Below are 22,600 nucleotides of genomic sequence, written 5' to 3'. Positions count from 1 at the left end.
AGTCACCAAGGAGACATGGCGTGAGAGTGGAAGGCGTGTACATCAGCTCGGTCGGGGTGTTCCTGCCCCGCCGGACGAGTGCCGAGGACGCGGTCGCGGACGGCCTCTACGACGAGGAGGTGTACAAGGCGAGCGGTCTGACCGGCACCCACGTGTCGGACGGGATCCCGGCGCTCGACATGGCGGTCACCGCCGCCCGGCAGGCACTGGAACGGTCCGGCCTGGACGCCGAGGACGTCGAGTCGCACGTGCACAGCGGCGTCTACTACCAGGGGCCCGACGGGTCCTACCCGCCCGCGTACGTCCTGCGCGAACTCGGGGTCGGGCGGGTGCCGTCGCTGCACATCCGGCAGGGCTGCAACGGCATGCTCGCCGCGATGGAGGTCGCGGTCGGGCAGATGACCGGCGCCGCCGAGGTGGAGACGGCGCTGCTGACCACCGCGCAGAACTTCTCCACCCCGCTGATCGACCGCTGGCGCGGCTTCGGCGACTCCTACATCCTCGCCGACGGGGCGGCCGCGGCCGTACTCAGCAGCGAGGACGGCTTCGCCGAGCTGCGCTCGGTCAACTCCGGGACGCTGCCCGAGCTAGAGGCCTGGCACCGCGGCGACGAGTCGCTGCTGCCGCCGCAGGACGGGGCGGGCGAGCAGTTGGCCGTGGCCGAGCGGGCCGCCCTGTTCAACGAGCGGGAGATGTCGCTCGCGGAGACCGTCGAACGGATCGGCGCGTTCGACCTCGACATCGTGCACCGCTCGCTGGTCGACGCCGGGCTGAACGCCTCCGACATCGCCCGCGTCATCCCCATCAACCAGGACGGGCGCATGATCGAGTTCTCGGTCATGGCCCCCCTCGGCCTCCCGATGTCCCGCTCCAGCTGGGACTTCGGCCGCTCCGTCGGCCACGTCGGCGCCGCCGACCTGGTCATCTCCCTCGACCACCTGGTGCGCACCGGAGAGCTCGCGCCCGGTGACCACGTCCTGCTGCTCTCCCAGGGACCCGGCTGGATCAGCTCCGCCGGCGTCGTGACGATCAAGGAAGTTCCCGCATGGTGACCACGACCGCCCACGTGTCCGTACCGGGCACCGAGCTCTACTACGAGAAGACCGGGACCGGTCCGCTGCTGTTCCTGATGGACGGCGGCGGGGGCGACGCGCGCCGCACCGCGGCCCTCGTCGAGCGGCTCGCGGACCGGTACACGGTCGTCACCTACGACCGGCGCGGCATGTCCCGCTCCGCCGTGGGCGACCCCGCGCCGGAGCTGGGCCCGCAGGTGCACACCGAGGACCTGGCGCTGCTGATGGAGGCCCTCGCGGACGGACCCTCGCTGCTGTTCGGCCACAGCGTCGGCGGAGTCATCGGTCTGCACCTGACCGCACGCCGGCCCGACCTGGTGTCGGTGTACGCCGCGCACGAGCCGTCCGAACTGGCCCTGCTCACGGGCGCGGACCGGGAGGCGGCCGCCGGTCTGATCGCCGCGGCCGAGAGCGACTACCGCACCTCCGGCTGGGGTCCCGCACTGGGCCACATGGCCCGGTTCAACGACATCGACGTGACCGCCCAGGACGCCGAACCGGACGTCGTACCGGCGCCCATGACCCCGGAACAGCTCGCCAACATCGAGTTCTTCCTCGCCCACGAGATCGGCTCCTACCGCCACCACCTGATGTCCGAAGCCGACCTCGACGCCCTCAAGTCCGGACCGGCCCGCATCGTCCCCCTGGCCGGCCGCCCCTCCGAGCGCAGCTGGTCCTACCGCTGCGCCCGGAATCTGGCGGACCGTCTGGGCACCCCGCTGGAGTCCGTCCCCGGCGGCCACAACGGCCTCAAGACCCACCCCACGGGTTTCGCGGCCCGCCTCGACGAGGTCCTGACCGCGTCCTGACCCCTTCCGGAAAGCGACTGCCGCTCGTGGTCACCGTCCAGGTGACCACGAGCGGCAGTCGTCGTATGGGGAACAGCCGGTGGCCCGCTACAGCTCGTGGCCGAGTTCGGCGGCGAGCCGCCCCACCAGATCATGGGCCGCGTCGGGGATGACGGTCCCGGGTGGGAAGACCGCGGTGGCGCCCATGCCGAGGAGGGTGGGGATGTCGGCGGGGGGAATGACGCCACCGACGACGATCATCATGTCCTCGCGGCCCTCGGCCGCCAGCGCCTCGCGCAGCGCGGGGACGAGCGTGAGGTGACCGGCGGCCAGGGAGGAGACGCCCACGATGTGCACGTCCGCCTCGACCGCCTGCCGGGCGACCTCGCCCGGGGTCTGGAAGAGCGGGCCGACGTCCACGTCGAAGCCCAGGTCGGCGAAGGCGGTGGAGATGACCTTCTGGCCCCGGTCGTGCCCGTCCTGGCCCATCTTGGCGACCAGGACACGGGGGCGGCGCCCTTCGGCCTCCTCGAACCGGCCGACGAGGGCCCGGGTGCGTTCGACGCGAGGAGATCCGCCCGCCTCGTGGCGGTACACACCGGAGATGGTGCGGATCTGGCCCGCGTGCCTGCCGTACACCTTCTCCAGCGCGTCGGAGATCTCCCCGACGGTGGCCTTGGCGCGGGCGGCGTCCACGGCCAGGGCGAGGAGGTTGCCGTCGCCCCGGTCGGCGGCGGTGGTCAGTGCACTCAGCGTCGCCTGGCAGGCCTGCTCGTCGCGTTCCTCGCGCAGGCGGCGCAGCTTCTCGATCTGCTGGGCGCGCACGGAGGAGTTGTCGACCTTGAGGACGTCGATCTGTTCGTCGGTCTCGACGCGGTACTTGTTGACGCCGATCACCGGCTGGCGGCCGGAGTCGATGCGGGCCTGGGTACGGGCGGCGGCCTCCTCGATGCGGAGCTTCGGGATGCCCGCGTCGATGGCCTTGGCCATGCCGCCTGCGGCCTCGACCTCTTCGATGTGCTGCCAGGCCCGCCGCGCGAGGTCGTACGTCAGCTTCTCGACGTACGCGCTGCCGCCCCACGGGTCGATGACCCGGCTGGTGCCGGATTCCTGCTGGAGAAGGAGCTGGGTGTTGCGGGCGATGCGGGCGGAGAAGTCGGTGGGCAGGGCCAGCGCCTCGTCCAGGGCGTTGGTGTGCAGCGACTGGGTGTGCCCCTGGGTGGCCGCCATGGCCTCGATGCAGGTGCGGGTGACGTTGTTGAACACGTCCTGCGCGGTCAGCGACCACCCGGAGGTCTGCGAGTGGGTGCGCAGGGAGAGCGACTTGGGGTTCTTCGGGTCGAACTGCTGCACGAGCTTGGCCCAGAGGAGGCGGGCGGCCCGCAGTTTCGCGATCTCCATGAAGAAGTTCATGCCGATCCCCCAGAAGAAGGACAGGCGGGGTGCGAACGCGTCGACGTCGAGGCCCGCGTTCTGCCCGGCGCGCAGGTACTCCACCCCGTCGGCCAGGGTGTACGCCAGCTCCAGATCGGCCGTCGCCCCGGCCTCCTGGATGTGGTAACCGGAGATGGAGATCGAGTTGTAGCGCGGCATCTTCTGCGAGGTGTACGAGAAGATGTCGGAGATGATCCGCATCGACGGCTTCGGCGGATAGATGTAGGTGTTGCGGACCATGAACTCCTTCAGAATGTCGTTCTGAATGGTCCCGGCCAGCTTCTCGGGCGGCACTCCTTGTTCCTCGGCGGCCACGATGTACAGCGCGAGGACGGGCAGGACCGCGCCGTTCATCGTCATCGACACCGACATGCGGTCCAGCGGGATGCCGTCGAAGAGTTGACGCATGTCGTAGATCGAGTCGATCGCCACACCGGCCATGCCGACATCGCCGGTCACCCGGGGGTGGTCGCTGTCGTAGCCGCGGTGCGTCGGCAGGTCGAAGGCGACCGACAGGCCCTTCTGACCCGCCGCCAGATTCCGCCGGTAGAACGCGTTGGACTCCTCAGCTGTGGAGAAACCCGCGTACTGCCGAATCGTCCACGGCTGGTTCACGTACATCGTCGGATACGGGCCCCGCAGATACGGCGCGACGCCCGGGTACGTGCCGAGGAAGTCCAGGCCCTCCAGGTCGTGCCCGGTGTACAGCGGCTTGACGCCGATGCCCTCCGGGGTCTCCCACAGCAGATCGGCCGGGGCCGAACCCGTGGTCTCCTTCACCTCCGCCTGCCACAGATCGTCCGAACCGGCGGGAGCGGGGGAGCCCAGGCCCAGGGCGGAGAAGTCGGGGATGATGTTCCTACTGCTCATGGGTCACGTCCATACGGTCGAAGGCAAGGGCCAGCACGGCGACCGCGTCGCATCCCGCGAAGACGTACGAGTCCACACCGCGATACGTCCCCGGGCGGCCGGCCAGGAACACCAGCGGCGCACCCGCCTCGACGAGCGCCTCGACGACCGCCTCGGCCTGTTCCTCGTACAGCGCGTCGCTGGAACACACGCAGACCGCGTCCGCGCCGCTCGCGAGGTACGCCTCGGCGACGGTCGAAGGGTCGACGGACACCGGCTCGTGGACGGGCTCGATGCCACCCGCCTGGAACAGGTTGGAGGCGAAGGAGACCCGCGCGGTGTGCACCGCCACCGGGCCCAGCGCGGCGATGAACACGCGCGGCCTGCTCCCGGTCGCCGCCAGATGGGCGTCCGAGCGGGACCGCAGCGCTTCGTAGTCCTCGTCGCGCCGGACGCGGGGCAGGCCGCCGGACGGAGCCGCGGGCGCGGGCTCACGGATCACCGGCTTCTCGGCCAGGAGGGGGAACTCGCTGACTCCGGTGACCGGTTCGCGGCGCTTGGCCAGGCCCTTCCGGCGTTCGGCCCAGGTGGCGGCGAGGCGTTCGGCGACCAGGCCCGAGCGCAGCGCGGCCGCCTGGCCGCCCGCCTTCTCGACGGTCTGGAAGAACGCCCAGGCGGCGTGCGCGAGTTCGTCGGTCAGGCGCTCGACGTAGTACGAGCCGCCCGCCGGGTCGATCACGCGGGCGAGATGGGACTCCTCCAGCAGGATGGAGGAGGTGTTGCGGGCGATGCGCCGGGCGAACGCGTCGGGCAGGCCCAGCCCGTGGTCGAAGGGGAGCACGGTGACCGCGTCCGCGCCGCCCACTCCGGCGGCCAGAGCGGCCACGGTGGTGCGCAGCATGTTCACCCACGGGTCGCGCCGGGTCATCATCACCGGCGAGGTCACCGCGTGCTGGAGCTGCGCTCCGGCCTCCGGGGCGCCCGAGGCCTCGGCGACCCGCGCCCACAGCCGGCGCGCCGCCCGCAGCTTGGCGATGGTCAGGAACTGGTCGGCGGTGGCCGCGTACCGGAACTCCAGCCGGCCCAGGGCCGCTTCCGCGTCCAGACCGTGCTCGGTGAGGGCGCGCAGGTAGGCGACCCCGGTGGCCAGGGACAGCCCCAGCTCCTGCGCGGCGCTGCCGCCCGCCTCGTGGTACGGCAGGACGTCCACGGTCAGCGTACGGATCAGGGGGTACCGGGAGGCGAGGGCCCGGGCCTGCTCGGCGGCGCCGGAGAGGTCAAGCGGCTCGCCGGTCCGGGCCTCGTGGCCCAGCGGATCGGCCCCGAGGTTCGCGCGTACGGACGCGGGGGGTGTCCGGCGCTCGGCACACAGGTCCAGGAACGCGCGTGCCGCCTCCGCGTAGTCGGCACCCGCGTCCAGTACTACGGGCGCGAGGTCCAGGTGCACCCCGGCCAGGGCCTGGGCGAGGTCCCCGGCCGGAATGCCGTCGGTGCCGACGGGGAGCCAGAGCGAGGTGCCTCCGTTCTCCAGATCGGCGAGTGCGGCCTCGTTCACGCGTGCGGGGTCGGTGCCCGTGAGCCGCTGGCGTACGTCCCAGCCGCTCGCGGCGTTGCCCGCGGCCCTGCCTCCGCGGACGAAGGGGGCGAAGCCGGGCAGGCCCACGGTGCCGGGTTCGGGCGGGCTGTCGCGCGCGGTGTACAGCGGACGGGCGGTGAGCCCGTCCTGGAGCTGGGTGGACAATGCTTCTTCCGCGGCGTCGCCGGAGGCGTCCCTGCCCGATTTGCGCAGTACGCCCTCTACCAGGCGCTGCCACTGCTCATGTGTCGGGTCGGGGAACTCGGCGGCCAGGGAGAGCCCGTCGTCAGGCAGGACCGTCATGGCGCGGATGCTAGGGCGCTCCGCTAAACCGGGGCCGTAGCCGATGACGGACACGGGCCCGGCCGATCCCGCCCACCCCCGCTACGCCGCCGGGCGCAGCCGCCAGACCCCCGGGCGGACCTCCGAGCAGTCCGGGGCCGGGGCGCGCAGCGCCGCCAGCCGACGCCGGGCATAGGACTCCAGACGGGCGTCCCCCAGGACCACCGCCTCGGACAGGCACTGGCCGAAGTGCTCCTCGGCGGTGGCCGGGCGCCCGCACTCGACCGCGAGCAGCCCCATCACCCGCAGCGCCTCGAACCGGGCACGGGGGTCCTGCGCGGCCGCGTCCAGAGCGGGGGAGAGGAGGGCCGCCGCGCCGTCGACCGCGCCCGCGTCCAGCCGCAGATCGGCCAGGCCCGTCAGGGCGCGGCTCCGTTCGAGCAGGTCGGAGGCGATGTCGGCGGCCAGCAGGGCCCGTTCGTACAGTTCACCGGCGGCCGGCAGTTCGCGGCGCTGCCAGGCCCGGTCGCCCAGCGAGCGCAGCAGCCGTGCCTGGGCCGGGAGATCGCCCAGCCGATGGGCGGCGTCCAGGGCCAGCCGGTGGCAGCTCTCCCAGTCGTCCCATGCCGCCAGGGTCTCCAGCAGGCCGGTCAGCGCGTCGGTCAGGCGTACGGTCTGCTCCCACAGCCCGGACCGGGCCGCCTGCCGGACCATCGTGACGAACGCGGGCCGCTGCCGGGCCAGCCACTCCAGGGAGTGGGCCCCGTCCACCTGCCCGGCGACCTCGCGCAGCGCCTCCTCGTACGTGGCGCACAACCGGCCGGTGGCCGTCCGCACCGAGTCCGCCGGTTCGTGCGCGGCGAGCCGGTCCGCCGCCAGCAGCCGCAGGGGTTCGGACAGCCGGTAGTACGCCGGGCGCCCGGCGCTCGGCAGTTCCTCCCGGACCAGCCCGGCCGCCACCAGCTCCGCCACCGCGGCTCGTGCGCCGGCCGCGTCCGTGCCCAGGACCGCGGCGGCCGACTCCGCCCCGAAAGGGCCCTCGGGCAGCAGTCCCAGCAGCCGGAACTCCCGCTGCCGCGTGCTGTCGACGTCCTCGTACGCCGTGCCCAGCCGGTCCAGGAACCCAGGATTCACCGCGTCCAGTTCCGCGAGGCGCCCCGGCGCGCCACGGAACCGGGCCGCCGCGCACGGTTCGGCGCGGGCGGCGGCGCGCAGCGCCAGCGGAAGCTGTCCGCACAGCTCGGCGATCTCCGTAGCCTCCGCCTCGTCCGGAGCACCGGCACCCCGGCGCGCGGCCACCAACAGCCGCCGTGCGTCCCTGGGCGCGGGCACGTCGAGGAGGAGCACCCGCCCGTCCAGCCCGGGCGGCACCCGCCGACAGGTGACCAGGAACCGGGCCTCGGGCAGGGCCTCCGCCAAGGGCTCGACCTGGTCCGCGCGGTCCACCGAGTCCAGGACCACCAGCAGGCGCCGCCCGCCGGTCAGCCCCCGCAGCAGGTCCCGCAGTTCGCGGGCGTCCCCGGGCAGCGCGCCCTCGGCGCCGTACAGCCGGGCGATCCGCGCCACGGCGGCCGGACCGTCCATGCCTTCGCGGCCCTCGTGCGCGTCGGGCCGCATCCGGAGCAGGACCCGGCCGCCGGGGAAGCGCTCGCCCGCCCGGTGTGCGGCCTCCGTGGCCAGGGCGGTCTTGCCGACGCCCACCTGGCCGCCGAGGACCACGACCCGGCCGCCGGGCGCGGCCAGCAGCGCGGCCAGCGCACCCAGCTCCTCCTCGCGGCCGGTGAACAGCTGGTCGGCCGCGGGCAGCTCCACCACGGACCGGTGCGCGGCCGGGGCATCGGGGCCGTCCGGCGTCCCCGGCCCGGCACCCGGGACCGGGCCCCGGGCACGGTCCGCCCCCGAGACCTCGACGGTGCCGCCGTGCCCCGCCGGCCGCAGCAGCTCGGGGTCGCCGGCCAGGATCTGCCGGTGCAGCGTCTGGAGTTCCAGGCCGGGGTCGATGCCGAGTTCCTCCACCAGCCCGCGCCGCAGCCGGGCGAAGACCTGGAGGGCGTCCGCCTGCCGCCCCGACCGGTACAGGGCGACCATCAGGTGGGCGAAGAACTCCTCCCGCAGCGGGAACTCCGCGACCACCGACTGCAATTCACCGATCAGCGCCTGCTGCCGTCCCAGGTGGAGGTCGGCCCGGATCCGCTGTTCCAGCGCCGCCGTCCGCACCTCCGTCATCCGCACCGCCGTGCCGTCCAGCAGCGGACCGTGCGGGGTGTCCGAAAGCAGCGGGCCGCGCCACAGTGCCAGGGCCTGGCGCTGAAGCCGCGAAGCGGCCTCGTACTCGCGCCGCTCCATCCGCTCCTGCCCGCGCTCGTACAGCTCCTGGAAGACGGTGAGGTCGAGCTGCGCGGGATCCAGCCGCAGTTCGTAGCCGGGCGCCCGGGTCACCAGCGCGTCCCTGCCGTACTCGGCGTCTGCCTCGTCCAGCAGCTTGCGCAGCTGGGACACGTACACCTGCAACGTGGTGGTGGCCGTACGCGGCGGCTCCTCGCCCCACAGCTCGTCGATCAGGGTGTCCACGGAGACGATCTCGTTCGCCCGTACCAGGAGCGCGGCCAGGACCACCCGGATCTTCGCGGCGCGCGGTGTCAGGTTTCCGGAGCTCCCGGAGTCGTGCTCCGGCCCTCCGGCCCCACCGACCTCCAACGGCCCCAGTATTCGAAAACGCATACGGCCTCCCCCGGCTGATTTCGATCGCCAGGCTAGGCACGCGACCGACCCCGGCTCCGGACAGGCGCCCCCCTGAACCGGGCGCCGCAACCCCCGCACACGCACGCTGCAAGCCCCGCTTTAGCCGCGGAACGGACGATGCGGGCGCCCAGGTGGGAGCGGACGAGGGGCGTACCGCTGCTGCCCCGAGCGCACCACGAGGGGGCCTACGTTGACCGAGTACCGTACGTTTACCGAGCTGATCATGGATCGGGCACGGGCCCTGGGCGAGGCGGACGCGCACATCTTCCTGCGCGACACGGCCGCGGGCACGGTCGAGGAACGGCTCTCGTACGCGGACCTCGACGCCGCCGCGCGCAGCCTGGCCGTCCGGCTGCGCTCCCACGGCGCCCAGGGCCAGCCGGTGCTGCTGCTCCACCCGCAGGGCCCCGAATTCCTCAAGGCGTTCGTCGGCTGCCTCTACGCGGGCGCCATCGCGGTGCCCGCCCCGCTCCCCGGCGACCGGGGCGAGCGCCTGCACCGGGTCTCCGGGATCATCAAGGACACCGGCGCGCGGCTCGTCCTCACCGACGCGGCGAGCGCCGCCGAAGTGTCCCTGTGGCTCGCCATGGAGACCCGCGCCGAAGCCGTCGTCCTGGCCTCCGACGTCGTCGGCGCGACCGCGGCCGCGCAGGACTGGGAACCGCCCGCGACCGGGCCCGACGACCTGGCCTTCCTCCAGTACACGTCCGGCTCCACCACCCGGCCCCGTGGCGTCATGGTCAGCCACCGCAATCTCCTCGCCAACGAGGCGGCCATCGGACGGGCGCTCGGCACCTCACCCGCCGACCGGTTCGGCAGCTGGCTGCCGCACTACCACGACATGGGCCTGATCGCGCACCTGCTGCACCCCCTCTGGCTGGGTTCCGCGTCCGTCCAGATGTCCGCCACCGCCTTCGTCAAACGGCCCGTCAACTGGCTCCGGATGATCTCCGAACACGGGGTGACCGTCGGCGGAGGACCGAACTTCTGCTACGACCTGTGCCTGCGGCGGGTCACCGACGCCCAGCTCGCCGGACTCGACCTCTCCGGCTGGCGACTCGCCCTCAACGGCGCCGAACCGGTCCGCGCCGACACCCTCGACGCCTTCGCCGCCCGGTTCGCCGCCGCGGGCCTGCGCCCCGGCAGCATGTACCCGGCCTACGGTCTCGCCGAAGCCACCCTCGTCGTCTCCGGGACCACCCCGGGCGCCCCGTACCGCCACCGCGCCGTCGACCCGGCCGCTCTCGAACGCGACGAACTGCGCGCCCCCGCGCCCGGCGAAGCCTCCCGCACCCTGGTCTCCAGCGGCCCGGTCGACCAGGACTTCGACCTGCGCATCGTGGACCCCGTCAGCGGCAGCCCGCTGCCCGGCGGCCGGGTGGGCGAGATCTGGCTGCGCGGCGACAGCGTCGCCCAGGGCTACTGGCGGCGCCCCTCCGAGACCGCGCACACCTTCCACGCGGTCCTGGCCGGCGGCGACTCCGGATTCCTGCGCACCGGGGACCTGGGCGTCGTCGAGGACGGCGAGCTGTACGTCACCGGGCGGCTGAAGGACGTCATCATCCTCAACGGCCGCAACATCTACCCCCAGGACGTCGAATGGGCCGTCCGCGAGATCGACCCGGCGCTCGGAGCCGGCGGCGGAGCGGTCTTCACCGTGGACGCCGACCGCGAACAACTCGTCATCGTGCACGAGGTGCGCGTCCCCCACACCGACACGGCCCGGCTCCAGGACCTGACCTGCCGGATCCAGACCCTGGCCGGACGCGACTTCGACGTGCCCGTCGGCAACGTCGTCCTGGTCCGGCCCGGCACCCTGCGCCGCACCACGAGCGGCAAGATCCAGCGCGCCCTGATGCGGAAACTGTTCCTGAGAGGCGGCCTCTCCAGCCTCCACGAAGTCCTCGACCCCGCCGTGCGCGCCTTGGTGGACGCCCCCCTTCTGCCGGCCGACGACGAGGCCGTCCCCGCGTCGGCGGCCCGCCGGGCCCAGGACCTGCCGTGGTGAGCACCCTCACGCTCGGGCCCCGGCCCCGTACCCCCGGTACGCCGGTGGGGGACCGGGCCGCCGAGCTGGAGCGGCTGCTGGGAGATCCCACCGACGCTGGCAACCCCACTGGGTACGCGAAGCTGCTGGTCGCCGACCGGCGCGGCACGCTGTCCGCGGACGCGGAAGCCCTCCTCGACGCGTTCGGCCTGAACGCCGAGTACGTGCCGCGCGAACTCGGCGGGCGCTTCGACTCCGCCGAGACCCTGCTGCGCGTGATGCGCCCGGTCTTCCGGCGCGACGCCGCCCTCGGCGCCGGCTACGGCATGAGCACCTTCATGGCCGCGTCGGACGTGTGGATGAGCGGCAGCACGGACCAGCGCGACTGGCTCGCCCAGCTGCTGCTGTCCGGCTCCAAAGCGGCCATCGCCCAGCACGAGACCGCCCACACGAACGACTTCGTCCGCAGCCAGGTGGCCGCCACCCGCACCGCGGCCGGCCTGTCCGTGAGCGGCGCCAAGTCCGTCGTCAACAACCTGCACCGGGCCGACGCCCTCGTGCTGTTCTGCCGGACGGACGACCGCCCCGGCAGCGGCAGCCACTCCGCCCTCCTGCTGGATCCGCGGACCCTGCCGGCCGACCGCTACCGGGTCACCCGCCGCCGCCCCCGTACCGGCATGCGCGGCTGCCACTTCGACTCCGTCGCGTTCGAGGACTGCCCGGTGCCCGAGCAGGCCCTGCTCGGCCCGCTCGGCAGCGGCGTGCCCACCTCCCTGCGGTCCTTCCAGATGAGCCGGACCGTCATGGCCTCCCTGGTCGCCGCCGCCGTGGACACCTGCCTGCGCACCGCCGTCCTCGTCGACCGCACCCAGAAACCCGGGCACGGCGCCCCCGTCGATCCCGAACACACGGCGGTCACCCTGGCGAACGCCTTCGTGAACCTGCTGTTCTACGACTGCCTGGCCGTCGTCGCCACCCGCGCCCTGCACCTGCACCCGGCCGAGACCAGCGTCTACTCGGCCGCGGTCAAGTCGCTGCTGCCGCGCGTGCTCAGCGACACGATGTACGACCTGTCCACCGTCCTCGGCTCGCAGCTCTACACCCGGGGCGGCACCGTCGGCGTCTTCCAGAAGCACCTGCGGGACGTGCCCGTGGTCAGCCTGGGACACGCCGGGACCGTCGCCTGCCAGGCCACGATCATCCCTCAGCTCCCGGCCCTGGCCGCCCGGTCCTGGTTCAACGAACCGCCCGCCTCCGACGCCCTGTTCAAGCCCGGCGCCCCGCTGCCCCCGTTCGACTACGACCAGCTGGCGCTGGCCTGCGGCCGCGACAGCCTCAGCGCCTCTCTCGTGGAGACCGCGGGGACGCTGACCGGCCGGAGCCCCGTCGAGCGTGCCCTGCGCGAACTCGCCGGGCAGATGGTCGACGAACTCCGCGACCTGCGCACCCGCGTGCTGGCCCTGCCCCCGCCCGGTGGCGGAGCCCCCGTGAGCCCCGTCTGGTTCACGCTCACCGACCGGTACGTCCTGGTGCTCGCCGCCGCGGCCGTCCTCGGCGTGTGGCGGCACGGCGACGCGGACCGCGACCCCTTCCTCGCCGACCCCGCCTGGGCGGCCCTGGCCCTGCACCACATCGCCCGGCGCCTCGGCGCCCCCGGCGTCGACCTGCCCGCCGAGTGCACGGCCCGGATCCACCAGGAGGTCCTCGCCCGCTTCGGCGACCAGCGCAGCTACGACCTGTACAACGTCCCCCTTCCCGGCTGACCGGCCGGCATGGCCTTGCACCGAAGGAGTCCGGCATGACCCTGCCCGCGCCGCCGCGCAGCGCGGCTGCCCCGCTGTACGGGTGGCTGACCGACCGGCTCGCCGTCTACCTGGACCGGGAGCCCGAAAGCATCGACCCCACCGTTCCGCTCGCCGTGTACGGCATGGACTCGGTGTGCGCACTGAGCCTCTGCGGCGACGTGGAGGACGAGTTCGGCATCCCGGTCGACCCGTCCATGGCCTGGGACCACTCCACGGTGGCCGCACTGGCCACCCACCTGGCCTCGCGCGGCGTCCGGGTCCCGGCCGGCCGGACGCGCCCATGACGGGCGCGGGCGCGGTGGCCGTCGTCGGGATGGACTGCGTCTTTCCCGGCGCGGTCGGTGCCGAGAGCTACTGGGAGCTGCTCGTCCGCGGCGGCGACAGCATCGGCGAGCTGCCCGCCGGGCGGCGCGAGGGGACCGGCTTCGACGCCTCCGTGCGCGGAGGGTTCATCGAGGACATCGCCACCTTCGACAACGACTTCTTCACCGTCTCGCCCCGCGAGGCCGCGGCCATGGACCCGCAGCACCGGCTGCTCCTCCAGTGCGCGTGGCGGGCGCTGGAGGACTCCGGCCAGTCCCCGGCCGCCCTCGCCGGCAGCGACACGGGGGTCTTCGTCGGGGCGATGGGCAGCGAGTGGGCCCAGCTCCACATGGCCGACCACTCCCGGGTCACCCCGCAGCTCGGCGCCGGCACCAGCTCCTGCATGGCCGCCAACCGGATCTCGTACCACCTCGACCTCAAAGGCCCCAGCCTCGCCGTCGACACCGCCTGTTCCTCCTCTCTCGTCGCCGTGCACCTGGCCGTCAACTCCCTGCTGGCGGGGGAGTGCGACACCGCGCTCGCCGGAGGCGTCAACCTCGTGCTGACCCCGGCCCTCGGCCGCGTCTACGCGCAGATGGGCCTGGCCGCCCCCGACGGCCGCTGCAAGCCCTTCAGCGCCGACGCCGACGGCATCGGGCGCAGTGACGGAGCGGGCACCGTCGTGCTGCGACGGCTGGAGGACGCGCTCGCCGACGGACAGCGCGTGTACGCCGTCATCCGGGGCTCCGCGGTCAACCAGGACGGCCGCAGCAACGGGGTCACCGCCCCCAACCGGTGGTCGCAGCGCGAGGTCGTCGCCGCCGCCTACCGGCGCGCCGGAGTCACCCCCGACCGCATCCGCTTCATCGAGGCCCACGGCACCGGCACCGCGCTCGGCGACATCATCGAGTGCGCCGCCCTCGGCGAACTCCACGCCGTGCAGCGCCCCGAGCCCTGCGCCATCGGCTCCGTCAAGGGCAACCTGGGGCACACGGAGGGCGCCGCCGGCATCGCCGGCCTCATCAAGGTCGCGCTCGCCCTGCACCACCGCCTCGTACCCGCCAGCCGCCACGCCGCCCGCGAGAACCCCCAGCTCCGGCTCGCCGAGCGCGGCCTGAGCCTGCTCAAGGCGCCCCTGCGGCTCCCGGCCGGAGAAGTCCTCGCCGGAGTCAGCAGCTTCGGGATGGGCGGCACCAACGCCCATGCCGTCCTCGCCGCAGCTCCGCGGGTGCGCCGCGCACCCGCTCGCCGTACCCGTACCGCCGCCCCCGTCGGCGTGTTCACCGTCTCCGGCAACACCCCCGAGGCGCTGCGCCGCAACCTCGCCTGTCAGGCCGAGGCCGTCGCCCGCCGACCGCGCGGCGACGCCGCCGCCCTGTGCTGGACCAGCAACCAGGTCAAGACCGGCCTGGGCTACCGGGCCGCGATCACCGCCCGCGACACCACGGAACTGGCGACCGCCCTGAGAGCGGCCGCCGACGACGCCCAGCTGCGGGCCGGTATCGCCGACCGGGCCTGGCACCCCCCGGCCGTCGGCTTCCTCTTCAGCGGCCAGGGTGTCCAGGAACCGGGCATGACCGCCGGTCTCTACCGCGACAGCGCCGCCTACCGCCGCCACCTCGACGAGGCCGACGCCGCACTCGCCCCGCACCTGGGCGGCTCGGTCCGCGACCTGATCCTCGGCGAGGACCCGGCCGTCCACCGCACCGGCTGGGCCCAGCCCGCCCTGTTCGCCGTCGGCTACGCGATGTGGCGCACCCTGGGCGACCTCGGGGTCCACCCCGACGCCGTGCTCGGCCACAGCGTCGGCGAGTTCGCCGCGGCCGTCGCCGCCGGTGCGCTCACCCTGGAGGACGCCGTCCGGCTGATCGCCGTACGAGCCCGGCTGATGGAGGAACTTCCCGAAGGCGGCGGCATGCTGTCCGTGCGCGCGGACGCGGCCGAGGCGCGGGAGGTGCTGAAGGCCCTCCCGCCCGCCACCCGGCGCGCGGTGGCCGTGGCCGCCGTCAACGGGCCCGGCAGCACGGTCCTGTCCGGTTCCCTGGAAGCACTCGACACCGTCGCCGCCGAACTGCGCGCCTCCGGTATCCGCAGCAGCCGGCTGCGCGTCTCGCACGCCTTCCACTCGCCGCTGACCGAACCGGCCCTGGACCGGTTCGCCGAGTCCGCGGCCGGGGTCGCCTGCACCGCCCCCCGCATCCCCTTCGCCTCCACCCGCTACGGGCGCATGCTCGGTGACGAGCCGCTGGACGCCGCGTACTGGCGCGAACAGGCCCGGGAACCGGTGCTGTTCGAAGCGGCCCTGGACGCCCTGATGACCGACCTGATGCCCGGGGTGCTGATCGAGATCGGCCCCGCCCCCCAGCTCGTCCAGCTCGCCGGCCGCACCGGACTGCCCGGGGGAGTGCGGCTGCTGCACCCCGCGCCCGGCATCTGCGCGGGCGGCGCCGACCTCGCCGAGACCGTCGCCGCCCTCTACCGCTGCGGACTCGACCCGCACTGGCAGGAGCTGTACGAGCCCGCGCACCGCACCGTGGAGCGGCTGGTGCCGTACGCGTTCGCCACCGAGCACCGGTACTGGCACGCGCCGGTGCCCCGTGCCGCCCCCATGACCGCGGCCCCGGACCCCGCTCCCCCCGGCGGGCCCGGGGCCGCATCCCCCGCCGACGCCGGTACCGGAGCTCCTGCCGGTCCGGCCGCCCCCGCGCCGTGCGGGCCCGAGGACCCCGTGCTCGGAGCCGTGATCGCCGCCGTCGTCGAGGTCGGCGGGTACGACCCGGCCCGGGTCGGCCACGAGACCCGGTTCTACGCCGACCTCGGCTTCGACTCCGTGATGATCATGCAGCTCAAGGACCGCGTCGAATCGAAACTGCCGCAGACCGGCAGCGCCACCGTCCAGCAAATCCTCCCGGCCCTGCGGACGGTGGGCTCGCTCGCCGCGTTCCTCGGCGAGTGGATCAGCGTAGGAGCCACCCCATGAGCCGCCCCACGGGCACGCCCGTACCCGCCTTCCACATCGCCGGCACCGCCGCCGCCCTGCCCGGACCAGCCGTCACCAACGCCGACCTCGGCAAGGTCTTCGGCATCAGCGAGGAGTGGATCGACCTCTTCGTGGGCACCCGCACCCGCCACTTCGGCTGGGACCTGGGCACCGGCGAGGTCCTGCACTCCCTCGCCGACCTGTGCGCCGAGGCCGCCGGGCGGGCGCTGGACGCCTCCGGATTCGCGGCCTCCGAACTCGACTTCCTGGTCCTCACCACCACCACCCCCGACACCCTGCTCCCCACCACGGCCACCCAGGTCGCGGACCGGCTCGGGCTCAACTACCTGCCCGTGTACCAGATCCAGGCGGGCTGTGCGGGCGCCGTCCAGGCCCTCGACCTCGGCCGCGCGCTGATCGCCTCCGGCCACCGGGCCGGGCTCGTCGTCGGCGGGGACGTCACCGCCCGCTTCCTCGACCCCACGCGCGGCGCCGCCACCCTGCCCACCCAGGAGCTCATCAACTACGTGCTGTTCGGCGACGGCGCGGGCGCGGCCGTCGTCAGCGCCGACCCGGAGGGCGAGGCCATCGGCGTACGGGCGCTGCTCAACTGCTTCACCGGGCAGGGCCGCGCCCCGGGCCAGACCATCGACTGGGAGGGGCCCGCCCGCCGGGACCCGGACCGCCGCATGCTCCACGAGGACTACAAGGCCATCGAGGAGGGCGTGCCCCTCATGGCGGGGGAGATCCTCTGGCAGCTGCTGGAGACCACCGGCTGGAGCCCCGACGAGATCGACTTCCTGCTGCCGCCCCAGCTCTCCGGCCGGATGACCCGGCGCATCGTCGACGATCTGTCGCTGCCCGGCCCCCGGGAGATCTCCTGCGTCGCCGAAACCGGCAACACCGGAAACGCCCTGCCGTTCGTACAGCTCGACCGCCTCGTGCCGGAGCTGCGCCCCGGAGACCGGGCCCTGGCCCTCGTCGTCGAGTCCAGCAAATGGATCAAGGCAGGTCTCGCCCTGGAGAAGGAGGACACACGGTGACCACACCGCTGGAGGAACTCCGCGCACTGCACACCACCGGGAGACTCGCCGCCCGCTACCCGCGGGTCCGCTCCCTGCTGGCCGAGATCACCGACGACCCCTCCCGGACCGAGACCGACCTGCTGTCCGAACTGCGCCGCTGCGGCCGCCTCCTGGCCTCCCTGCGCACCGAGGACGTCCTCGCCGGTCACCCGGCGACGCCCGTGGTCACCGTCGCCGTCACCGGTCACTCCACGCTGGCCCAGCTCACCGACCCGCTGACCGCCGAGCTCGCCCGGCACGGCCTGCTGGCCCACCAGGTCCACGGCACCCACGGTGCCTACCTGCGCGATCTCACCGACCCCGACGGGGAACTGCGCACCGCCCGCCCCGACCTCACCCTGTGCGTCATGGACGCCGACGCGGTTCTCGGCCGGCTCCCGCTGCCCTGGGGCCCCGACGACGTCGAGGCCGCCTGCGCGGAACTCGCCGCCCACCTCACCCTCGTCGCCGAGGCGCACACCGCCCACGGCACCGGCACCCTGGTCCTCAACACCCTGCCGCTGCCCCGCCACTGCGCCCAGCAGCTCGTGGACCAGCGCGGGCGCGCCCGGCTGGGCGCGGTGTGGCGCGAGTTCAACGCCCGCCTGCTGCGCCTGACCGAGAGCCACCCCGCCCTCGTGGTCCTCGACCTCGACCCGGTCATCGCGTCCTCGGGCCCGGCCGGCGATCCCCGGCTGGCCCTCTACACCCGCTCGCCCTTCAGCGACGAGCTGTTCTCCGCCTACGCCCGCGACGCGGCCCACGTGCTGCGCTCCCGGTCCGGCCTGACCAAGAAGTGCCTCGTCCTCGACCTCGACAACACCCTGTGGGGCGGGGTCCTCGGCGAGGACGGGCCCGACGGCATCGCGCCGGGCGGCACTCTGATCGGCGAGCCGTACCGGGCGGTCCAGCGGGTGGCGAAACAACTCGCGGCCCAGGGGGTCCTGCTCGCCGTCAGCAGCAAGAACGACCCCGGCCCGGTCCGCGACGTGCTCGCCGGCCACCCCGACATGACCCTGCGCCCCGCGGACTTCGTCGCCGTCCACGCCGGGTGGGAGCCCAAGGACGGCAGCCTCCACGCCATCGCCCGGCGGCTGGGCATCTCCGCCGACTTCCTCGTCTTCCTCGACGACTCGCCCGCGGAGCGGGCCCTGATCCGCCGCCATCTGCCGGGCACCGCCGTCGTCCCGCTCGGCACCGAACCGGCTCTGCACCTGCACGCCCTGCTCCGGGACGGCTGGTTCGACACGCCGCAGATCACCGACGACGACACCCGTCGCACCGTTCGCTACCAGGAGGCCGCCGCACGCGAGGAGTTCCGCGGGAGCACCGGCTCCTACGAGGACTACCTGGCGGAGCTGCGTACCGAGGTCACCCTCTCCGAACCCGAGCCGCACGAGATCCGCCGGCTCTCCCAGCTGTCGCTGCGCACCAATCAGTTCAACCTCACCGGCGAACGGGTCCAGGCCGACCGCGTCGCCGCCTTCCACCACACCGAGGGCCACCAGGTGCTCGCCGTCCGCGTCAGCGACCGCTTCGGCGACAGCGGCCTGGTCGGCGCGCTCTTCGTCCGCCGTGACGGGGACACCCTGGCCGTGGACAACGTGTTCCTCAGCTGCCGGGCACTGGCCCGGGGCATCGAGGACGCCTGCCTCGCCACCGTACTGGCCCATGCCCGGGGTCAGCGCCTGGCCGCCGTGCGCGCCCGCTACCGCCCGACCCGCAGCAACGCGAGGGTGCGCGGCTTCTACCCGTCCCTCGGCTTCACCCAGGAGGACGGGACGGACGGCGACGGCATCTGGTTCCGGCACACGCTGGACGCCCTGCCACCCGTACCGGGCCATCTGACACTCGACGCGCGACTCGGAGGGAGGGTCCATGGACACCACCTGCAACATCACTGACCTGCCCCGCTTCCTCACCCACGTCTGCGAGGAACTCGGTCTCGACCTGACCCCGGAGGAAGCCGCAGCGGACTTCGACACCCTGCTGGACTGGGACTCGGTGCACCTGCTGCGCCTGGTCATGCTCGCCGAGCGGGCCACCGGCAGGCCCGTCCCGGTCGCCCGGGTGCTCCAGGCCCGCAACCTCGCCGAGGTCCACCGTCTGGTGGTCGCCCCGTGACCATGGCCATCGGCGACCCCCTCGCCGTGACAGTGGCGGGTACCAACTGGACCGCCGTACGCACCGAACTGGCGGCGCACGGTACCGCGCTGGTGCACGGCCGCCTCGACGACTGGCGCCCCGCCGAACCCGGAGGGGCCGCGCTGCGCGCCACCCTCGGCCGGGACTGGGCCCGCTACCGGGACATCACGCACGAGGAGATACGCGACCAGTTCGCCGCCTCCCGCCTGCTGCTCAAACACGCCGCGGCCGCCGCGCTGGAGGCCGAGCCGCAGGACCTGGAACTGATGTACGGACCCACCGGCCGGCCGTACCTGCGCGGCTGCGACCAGATCGACATCAGCCTCAGCCACACCGACGACCTGCTGCTGGTCGGCCTGACCACGCGCGGCCTGGTCGGTGTGGACGCCGAGCGGTCCGACCGGCGCATCTACAGCCGCGGGCTCGACCGGCACATCTGCACCCCGCACGAGCGGCTGCTCGTCTCCGAGCTGCCGGAGGAGGAGCGCAACCCGAGCCTGCTGCGGCTGTGGACGCTCAAGGAGGCGTACAGCAAGGCCATCGGGCAGGGGATGCGGTTCCGGTTCACCGAGTTCGGCTTCGGCCCCGACGGCCGGCCCACCCAGGTGCAGCGCCCGGACGGGACACCGGGAGCGGGCGACGAATGGTCCTTCCGGACATGCCTCCTCGTCAGCGACGGCCTGGAGTTCTGCGTCAGCGCCGCCGTCTACGACGCCGGTCTCGGCCGGACTGTGGACGCCCAGATCACCACCATGCTCGACTCCGACGCGGTGGCCGCGCTCACCGAGGCACTGGAAGGGGAGTGGTCGCATGACTACTGGTCACAGGTCCTCGACCACTGAGGTGGTCGTCTCCAGGATCGCCCGGTCGGCCTGGATGAGGCTCAGGGAGACCGGCGCCAGCCGCCGCCCCCGCCCGTCCTTGCCGAGCGGCTCCCACACCGCGGCGCAGCGCAGCGGCAGGTCCGGTTCCGCGTAGCCCCGGAAGTGGGCCCGCAGCGAGGCCAGCGTGTTCCGCCCGGCCGCCAGCCCGTGCGCCCGCACGGCGGTGTACAGCGAAACCTGCCGTACGGCCTCCAGCAGGACCCGCGCCGGGACCTCCCCGTCGACGGGCGGGGGCAGCGTCACGTCGACGGAGAGCCGTCCGTCGGCCGTACCGGGGTTGCGCAGCAGCACGTCACGGGGGTCCCCGTACCCGATGTCGGCCGGGTCGACGGGAGAACCCGCCGGGGCGGCCGCGCCACCCCCGCCGGCCGTGCCGCAGGCGGCGAGCAGCGCCGCGCGGCTGTGGCGGCGGTGGTTGGTGTGCACGCCGGGCGCCAGGAAGACCAGGCTGGCTTCCCCGGCACCGCAGGGACTGCCGTCGATCCGGATCGCCATGCGGAACTCCAGAACCCGCGGTACGCCGTCCACGACCTTGTCCGGGCGTACGCTCAGCCGGACGTCGAGCCGTCCGTCCGGCACCCGGCAGTGCAGGGCCGCGATGTCGTCCGCCCACAGCCCGAAGCGGTAGAACACCGCCACGCGGTCGGGTTTCACGGCGAAATGGCAGCGTCCGATGAACTCGGCGGCCTCCTGGACCGCACCGACCACGTCCAGCAGCTCATGGAAGCGCCGCCCCTGTGCGTTCCCAGCGGGGAACTCACAGACCAGGACGAACTCCTCCTCGGTGTCAGGTACGGCCGGGACCGGATACTGCCACGACCTCGGCCGGTGGATCAGATGACGGACTGCGGGACTCCGCATACGTCACACCCCCTCAGAACCGGACCGGACACGGTCTCGGCCCGATTTAGGGTGCACCGATGGCGGGCGCCGGAACCAGCCATCCGTGATGGCAGCAAGTGGCCCGGCACGTAATGCCTTACGTCATGCCGTTGGGGTCGTCGAGCATCCCGCTCGCGGCCGCGCTCACGCCCGCCTGGAACCGGCTGGTGGACTCCAGTTCCTCCATGATCTGGGAGATGTAGCGCCGGCAGGTCCGTACCGACATGCCCAGTCGTCGCGCCACCACCTCGTCCTTGTGCCCCTGGGCCATCAGCCTGACGATCGATCGTTTCAGGTCATCGGTCACGGCCGTGGGCTCCTCGGCCCCCGGTGAGAAGGATGTGGCGGCCGCCCACAGGTGCTCGTACACCTTGTAGAGGAAGGCCACGAGCGCCGGCTCGCGGACCACGACCGCCCCCGGGGCGCGTCCGTCCACGTTCTGCTCGGGGAGGAAGACGATCTCCCGGTCGTAGATGACGATGCGGTCGATCAGCTCGTCCGTCGTACGGACCTCGGCCCCGGCGGCCGTCACGACCCGTACGTACGCGGTGGTCGCCAGATCGCTGCGCACGGTGTGCTGGTAGAGGTGGCGCACCGTCACCCCGCGCGCCAGGCGCGTCAGTGTGAGCGGCCGCGCGTTGTCGAGGAAGTGGCTGGGTCGGGGGCCGCCGGGCTGTGCGGTGAGCACTTCCGTCCGGCACCGGGCGCCCCAGTCGTTGAGCATCGACTGCAGGACGCCGATGTCGCTGATGATGTCGAAGGCCTCCGCCTGGTTGCGGCGCTGGCGGCTCTCGAAGTACGTGGGCTCCAGAGCCCGCATCCGTGTGCGCACGTCGGTGACGGCCTGCTGGAGCTCACGGATCTGTGTCTCGGTGGGCCCCACGAGGTCGGCGGCGGCTGCGTCCGGGCTGACCGGGACGAAGGTGCCCGGCTCGCCGGGCGTGGGGTGGAGCAGGCTCAGGGTCTGCAGCTTCTTCTCGATCTGGGCGGCCTCTTCGAGGCTGATCCCGAGGGCCTCGGCCACTCCGTGCCGCGTGTACCGCCCATGGGTGACGGCGTGCTGATAAGCAATCGCACAGTCGTCGTCGAAGGCATCGGAGTGTGGCAAGTAAAGCGGTTCCCCGGCCATCCCTTTGGTCACTCCCCCGTACGCCATGGAACTAGTTGCCAGGCCACTTTACGTCATCGAGTTTCGCTTGGAAGTGACTTGAGCCGTTGGCAGTGTGTACCTCGCACCGCACGGATGTCTACAGGGGGTAACGATGAACAAGGTAGCGGCGAAGCGCATATTCTCGGGATTGCTCGTAACGTTCGGAATTTGGGGAAGTCTTGGAATGGGCTTGGCGGAAGCATCAACTCCGGATCTTCAGGCGAAGGTTGATATTTCCGGTTCGTCCCTCGCCGGTGACGTGCAGTTCCACGTCCTCGACGACCAGTGGGGTGTTGCCCACCCTTGACTCGACCCCGGGTCGGAGGCGTGCGTCCGCTCCCCGACCGGCCGACATGGCCGGTTGCGGGAGCTTTGCCGTTCCTGGGGCAACCCGTGACCTATGAGGACTTGCTCCGAACCACTTCGGCCGACGGTGTGCGCCACTTCCGTACGTTAATGCGTGCCGGGTTTCCCGAATGCTCGACGCATATGTCTCGCGCATGTGCACGCGCAGACAATAAGCCGTTCATTTGGCGGCCACCCTTTTCATTGTGTCAGCTTCTTCCGTGGTGCCTCGGTATGGTCCGGATTTCCGTCCGGGGCGCGGGTGGCATTACGGCATTCACGCATTCGGGCGCTCCGCGGCCGCAGTGTCG

The 22,600-nt window shown here is 73.0% G+C and carries 16 protein-coding genes; 11 read left to right on the top strand and 5 right to left on the bottom strand.

The window, feature by feature from the left end; all coding sequences use genetic code 11:
• Window positions 1-20: 20 nt before the first annotated feature.
• Together AMK18_RS32825 and AMK18_RS32820 are read left to right on the top strand one after the other, a co-directional pair.
• Window positions 21-1,052 (top strand): ketoacyl-ACP synthase III family protein, encoded by a 1,032-nt coding sequence (locus tag AMK18_RS32825; protein WP_073865696.1) that lies wholly within the window; start codon window positions 21-23, stop codon window positions 1,050-1,052.
• Window positions 1,046-1,882, top strand: coding sequence for an alpha/beta fold hydrolase (locus tag AMK18_RS32820; protein WP_073865695.1), 837 nt, complete (start codon window positions 1,046-1,048; stop codon window positions 1,880-1,882). Before AMK18_RS32825 ends, AMK18_RS32820 begins: the two co-directional genes overlap by 7 nt.
• A gap of 87 nt (window positions 1,883-1,969) precedes the next feature.
• Here AMK18_RS32820 and scpA read toward each other — a convergent pair whose 3' ends face one another.
• The 3 genes from scpA to AMK18_RS32805 all read right to left on the bottom strand — a co-directional run bounded on the left by scpA (window position 1,970) and on the right by AMK18_RS32805 (window position 8,723).
• A complete protein-coding gene (scpA, locus tag AMK18_RS32815) occupies window positions 1,970-4,165 on the bottom strand; it encodes a methylmalonyl-CoA mutase (protein WP_073865694.1) in 2,196 nt (731 codons plus the stop codon).
• Window positions 4,155-6,023: a methylmalonyl-CoA mutase family protein gene (locus AMK18_RS32810; RefSeq protein WP_073865693.1), complete on the bottom strand. Its 1,869-nt coding sequence runs from the start codon at window positions 6,021-6,023 to the stop codon at window positions 4,155-4,157. Before AMK18_RS32810 ends, scpA begins: the two co-directional genes overlap by 11 nt.
• An 81-nt stretch (window positions 6,024-6,104) precedes the next feature.
• Window positions 6,105-8,723 (bottom strand): AfsR/SARP family transcriptional regulator, encoded by a 2,619-nt coding sequence (locus AMK18_RS32805; RefSeq protein WP_073865692.1) that lies wholly within the window; start codon window positions 8,721-8,723, stop codon window positions 6,105-6,107.
• 244 nt (window positions 8,724-8,967) lie between these two features.
• Between AMK18_RS32805 and AMK18_RS32800 the strand changes: the two genes are divergently transcribed.
• From AMK18_RS32800 to AMK18_RS32765, 8 genes are read left to right on the top strand one after another with little or no spacing between them, the layout of a single operon-like run.
• Window positions 8,968-10,752 carry a fatty acyl-AMP ligase gene (locus tag AMK18_RS32800; RefSeq protein ID WP_241836707.1) on the top strand — a complete coding sequence of 595 codons (1,785 nt, stop codon included), beginning with the start codon at window positions 8,968-8,970 and terminating at the stop codon, window positions 10,750-10,752.
• Entirely contained in the window at window positions 10,746-12,494 is a 1,749-nt protein-coding gene (locus tag AMK18_RS32795) for an acyl-CoA dehydrogenase (protein WP_073865690.1), read from the top strand. Before AMK18_RS32800 ends, AMK18_RS32795 begins: the two co-directional genes overlap by 7 nt.
• 35 nt (window positions 12,495-12,529) lie before the next feature.
• Window positions 12,530-12,820, top strand: a complete 291-nt coding sequence (locus tag AMK18_RS32790; RefSeq protein WP_073865689.1) for an acyl carrier protein — start codon at window positions 12,530-12,532, stop codon at window positions 12,818-12,820.
• On the top strand, window positions 12,817-15,819 hold the full coding sequence (locus AMK18_RS32785; protein ID WP_073865688.1) for a type I polyketide synthase: 3,003 nt from the start codon (window positions 12,817-12,819) through the stop codon (window positions 15,817-15,819). The genes AMK18_RS32790 and AMK18_RS32785 overlap by 4 nt, the downstream gene beginning before the upstream one ends.
• Entirely contained in the window at window positions 15,816-16,862 is a 1,047-nt protein-coding gene (locus AMK18_RS32780; protein WP_073865687.1) for a 3-oxoacyl-ACP synthase III family protein, read from the top strand. The genes AMK18_RS32785 and AMK18_RS32780 overlap by 4 nt, the downstream gene beginning before the upstream one ends.
• Window positions 16,859-18,787 carry an HAD-IIIC family phosphatase gene (locus AMK18_RS32775; protein ID WP_107422381.1) on the top strand — a complete coding sequence of 643 codons (1,929 nt, stop codon included), beginning with the start codon at window positions 16,859-16,861 and terminating at the stop codon, window positions 18,785-18,787. The genes AMK18_RS32780 and AMK18_RS32775 overlap by 4 nt, the downstream gene beginning before the upstream one ends.
• Window positions 18,762-19,007 (top strand): acyl carrier protein, encoded by a 246-nt coding sequence (locus AMK18_RS32770; RefSeq protein ID WP_073865685.1) that lies wholly within the window; start codon window positions 18,762-18,764, stop codon window positions 19,005-19,007. Before AMK18_RS32775 ends, AMK18_RS32770 begins: the two co-directional genes overlap by 26 nt.
• A 2-nt stretch (window positions 19,008-19,009) precedes the next feature.
• On the top strand, window positions 19,010-19,870 hold the full coding sequence (locus AMK18_RS32765) for a 4'-phosphopantetheinyl transferase family protein (RefSeq protein WP_079199384.1): 861 nt from the start codon (window positions 19,010-19,012) through the stop codon (window positions 19,868-19,870).
• Here the strand turns inward: AMK18_RS32765 and AMK18_RS32760 are convergent.
• The gene (locus AMK18_RS32760; protein ID WP_143202288.1) at window positions 19,850-20,773 is read right to left on the bottom strand and encodes an AfsA-related hotdog domain-containing protein; all 924 of its coding nucleotides are present in this window, start codon (window positions 20,771-20,773) and stop codon (window positions 19,850-19,852) included. The two genes, AMK18_RS32765 and AMK18_RS32760, sit on opposite strands and share 21 nt — an antisense overlap.
• Before the next feature lie 118 nt (window positions 20,774-20,891).
• Window positions 20,892-21,902, bottom strand: coding sequence for a helix-turn-helix domain-containing protein (locus AMK18_RS32755; RefSeq protein ID WP_164626814.1), 1,011 nt, complete (start codon window positions 21,900-21,902; stop codon window positions 20,892-20,894).
• A 154-nt stretch (window positions 21,903-22,056) separates the two neighbouring features.
• On the opposite strand from AMK18_RS32755, the gene AMK18_RS34690 reads away from it, so the two are divergent.
• Window positions 22,057-22,251: a hypothetical protein gene (locus AMK18_RS34690; protein ID WP_143202287.1), complete on the top strand. Its 195-nt coding sequence runs from the start codon at window positions 22,057-22,059 to the stop codon at window positions 22,249-22,251.
• Window positions 22,252-22,600: the final 349 nt, after the last annotated feature.

The organism is Streptomyces sp. CB01249, from assembly GCF_001905735.1.
Lineage (GTDB): Bacteria > Actinomycetota > Actinomycetes > Streptomycetales > Streptomycetaceae > Streptomyces.
The sequence above is the reverse complement of the archived record's forward strand: the minus strand, read 5'-3'. Positions and strand labels throughout refer to the sequence as shown.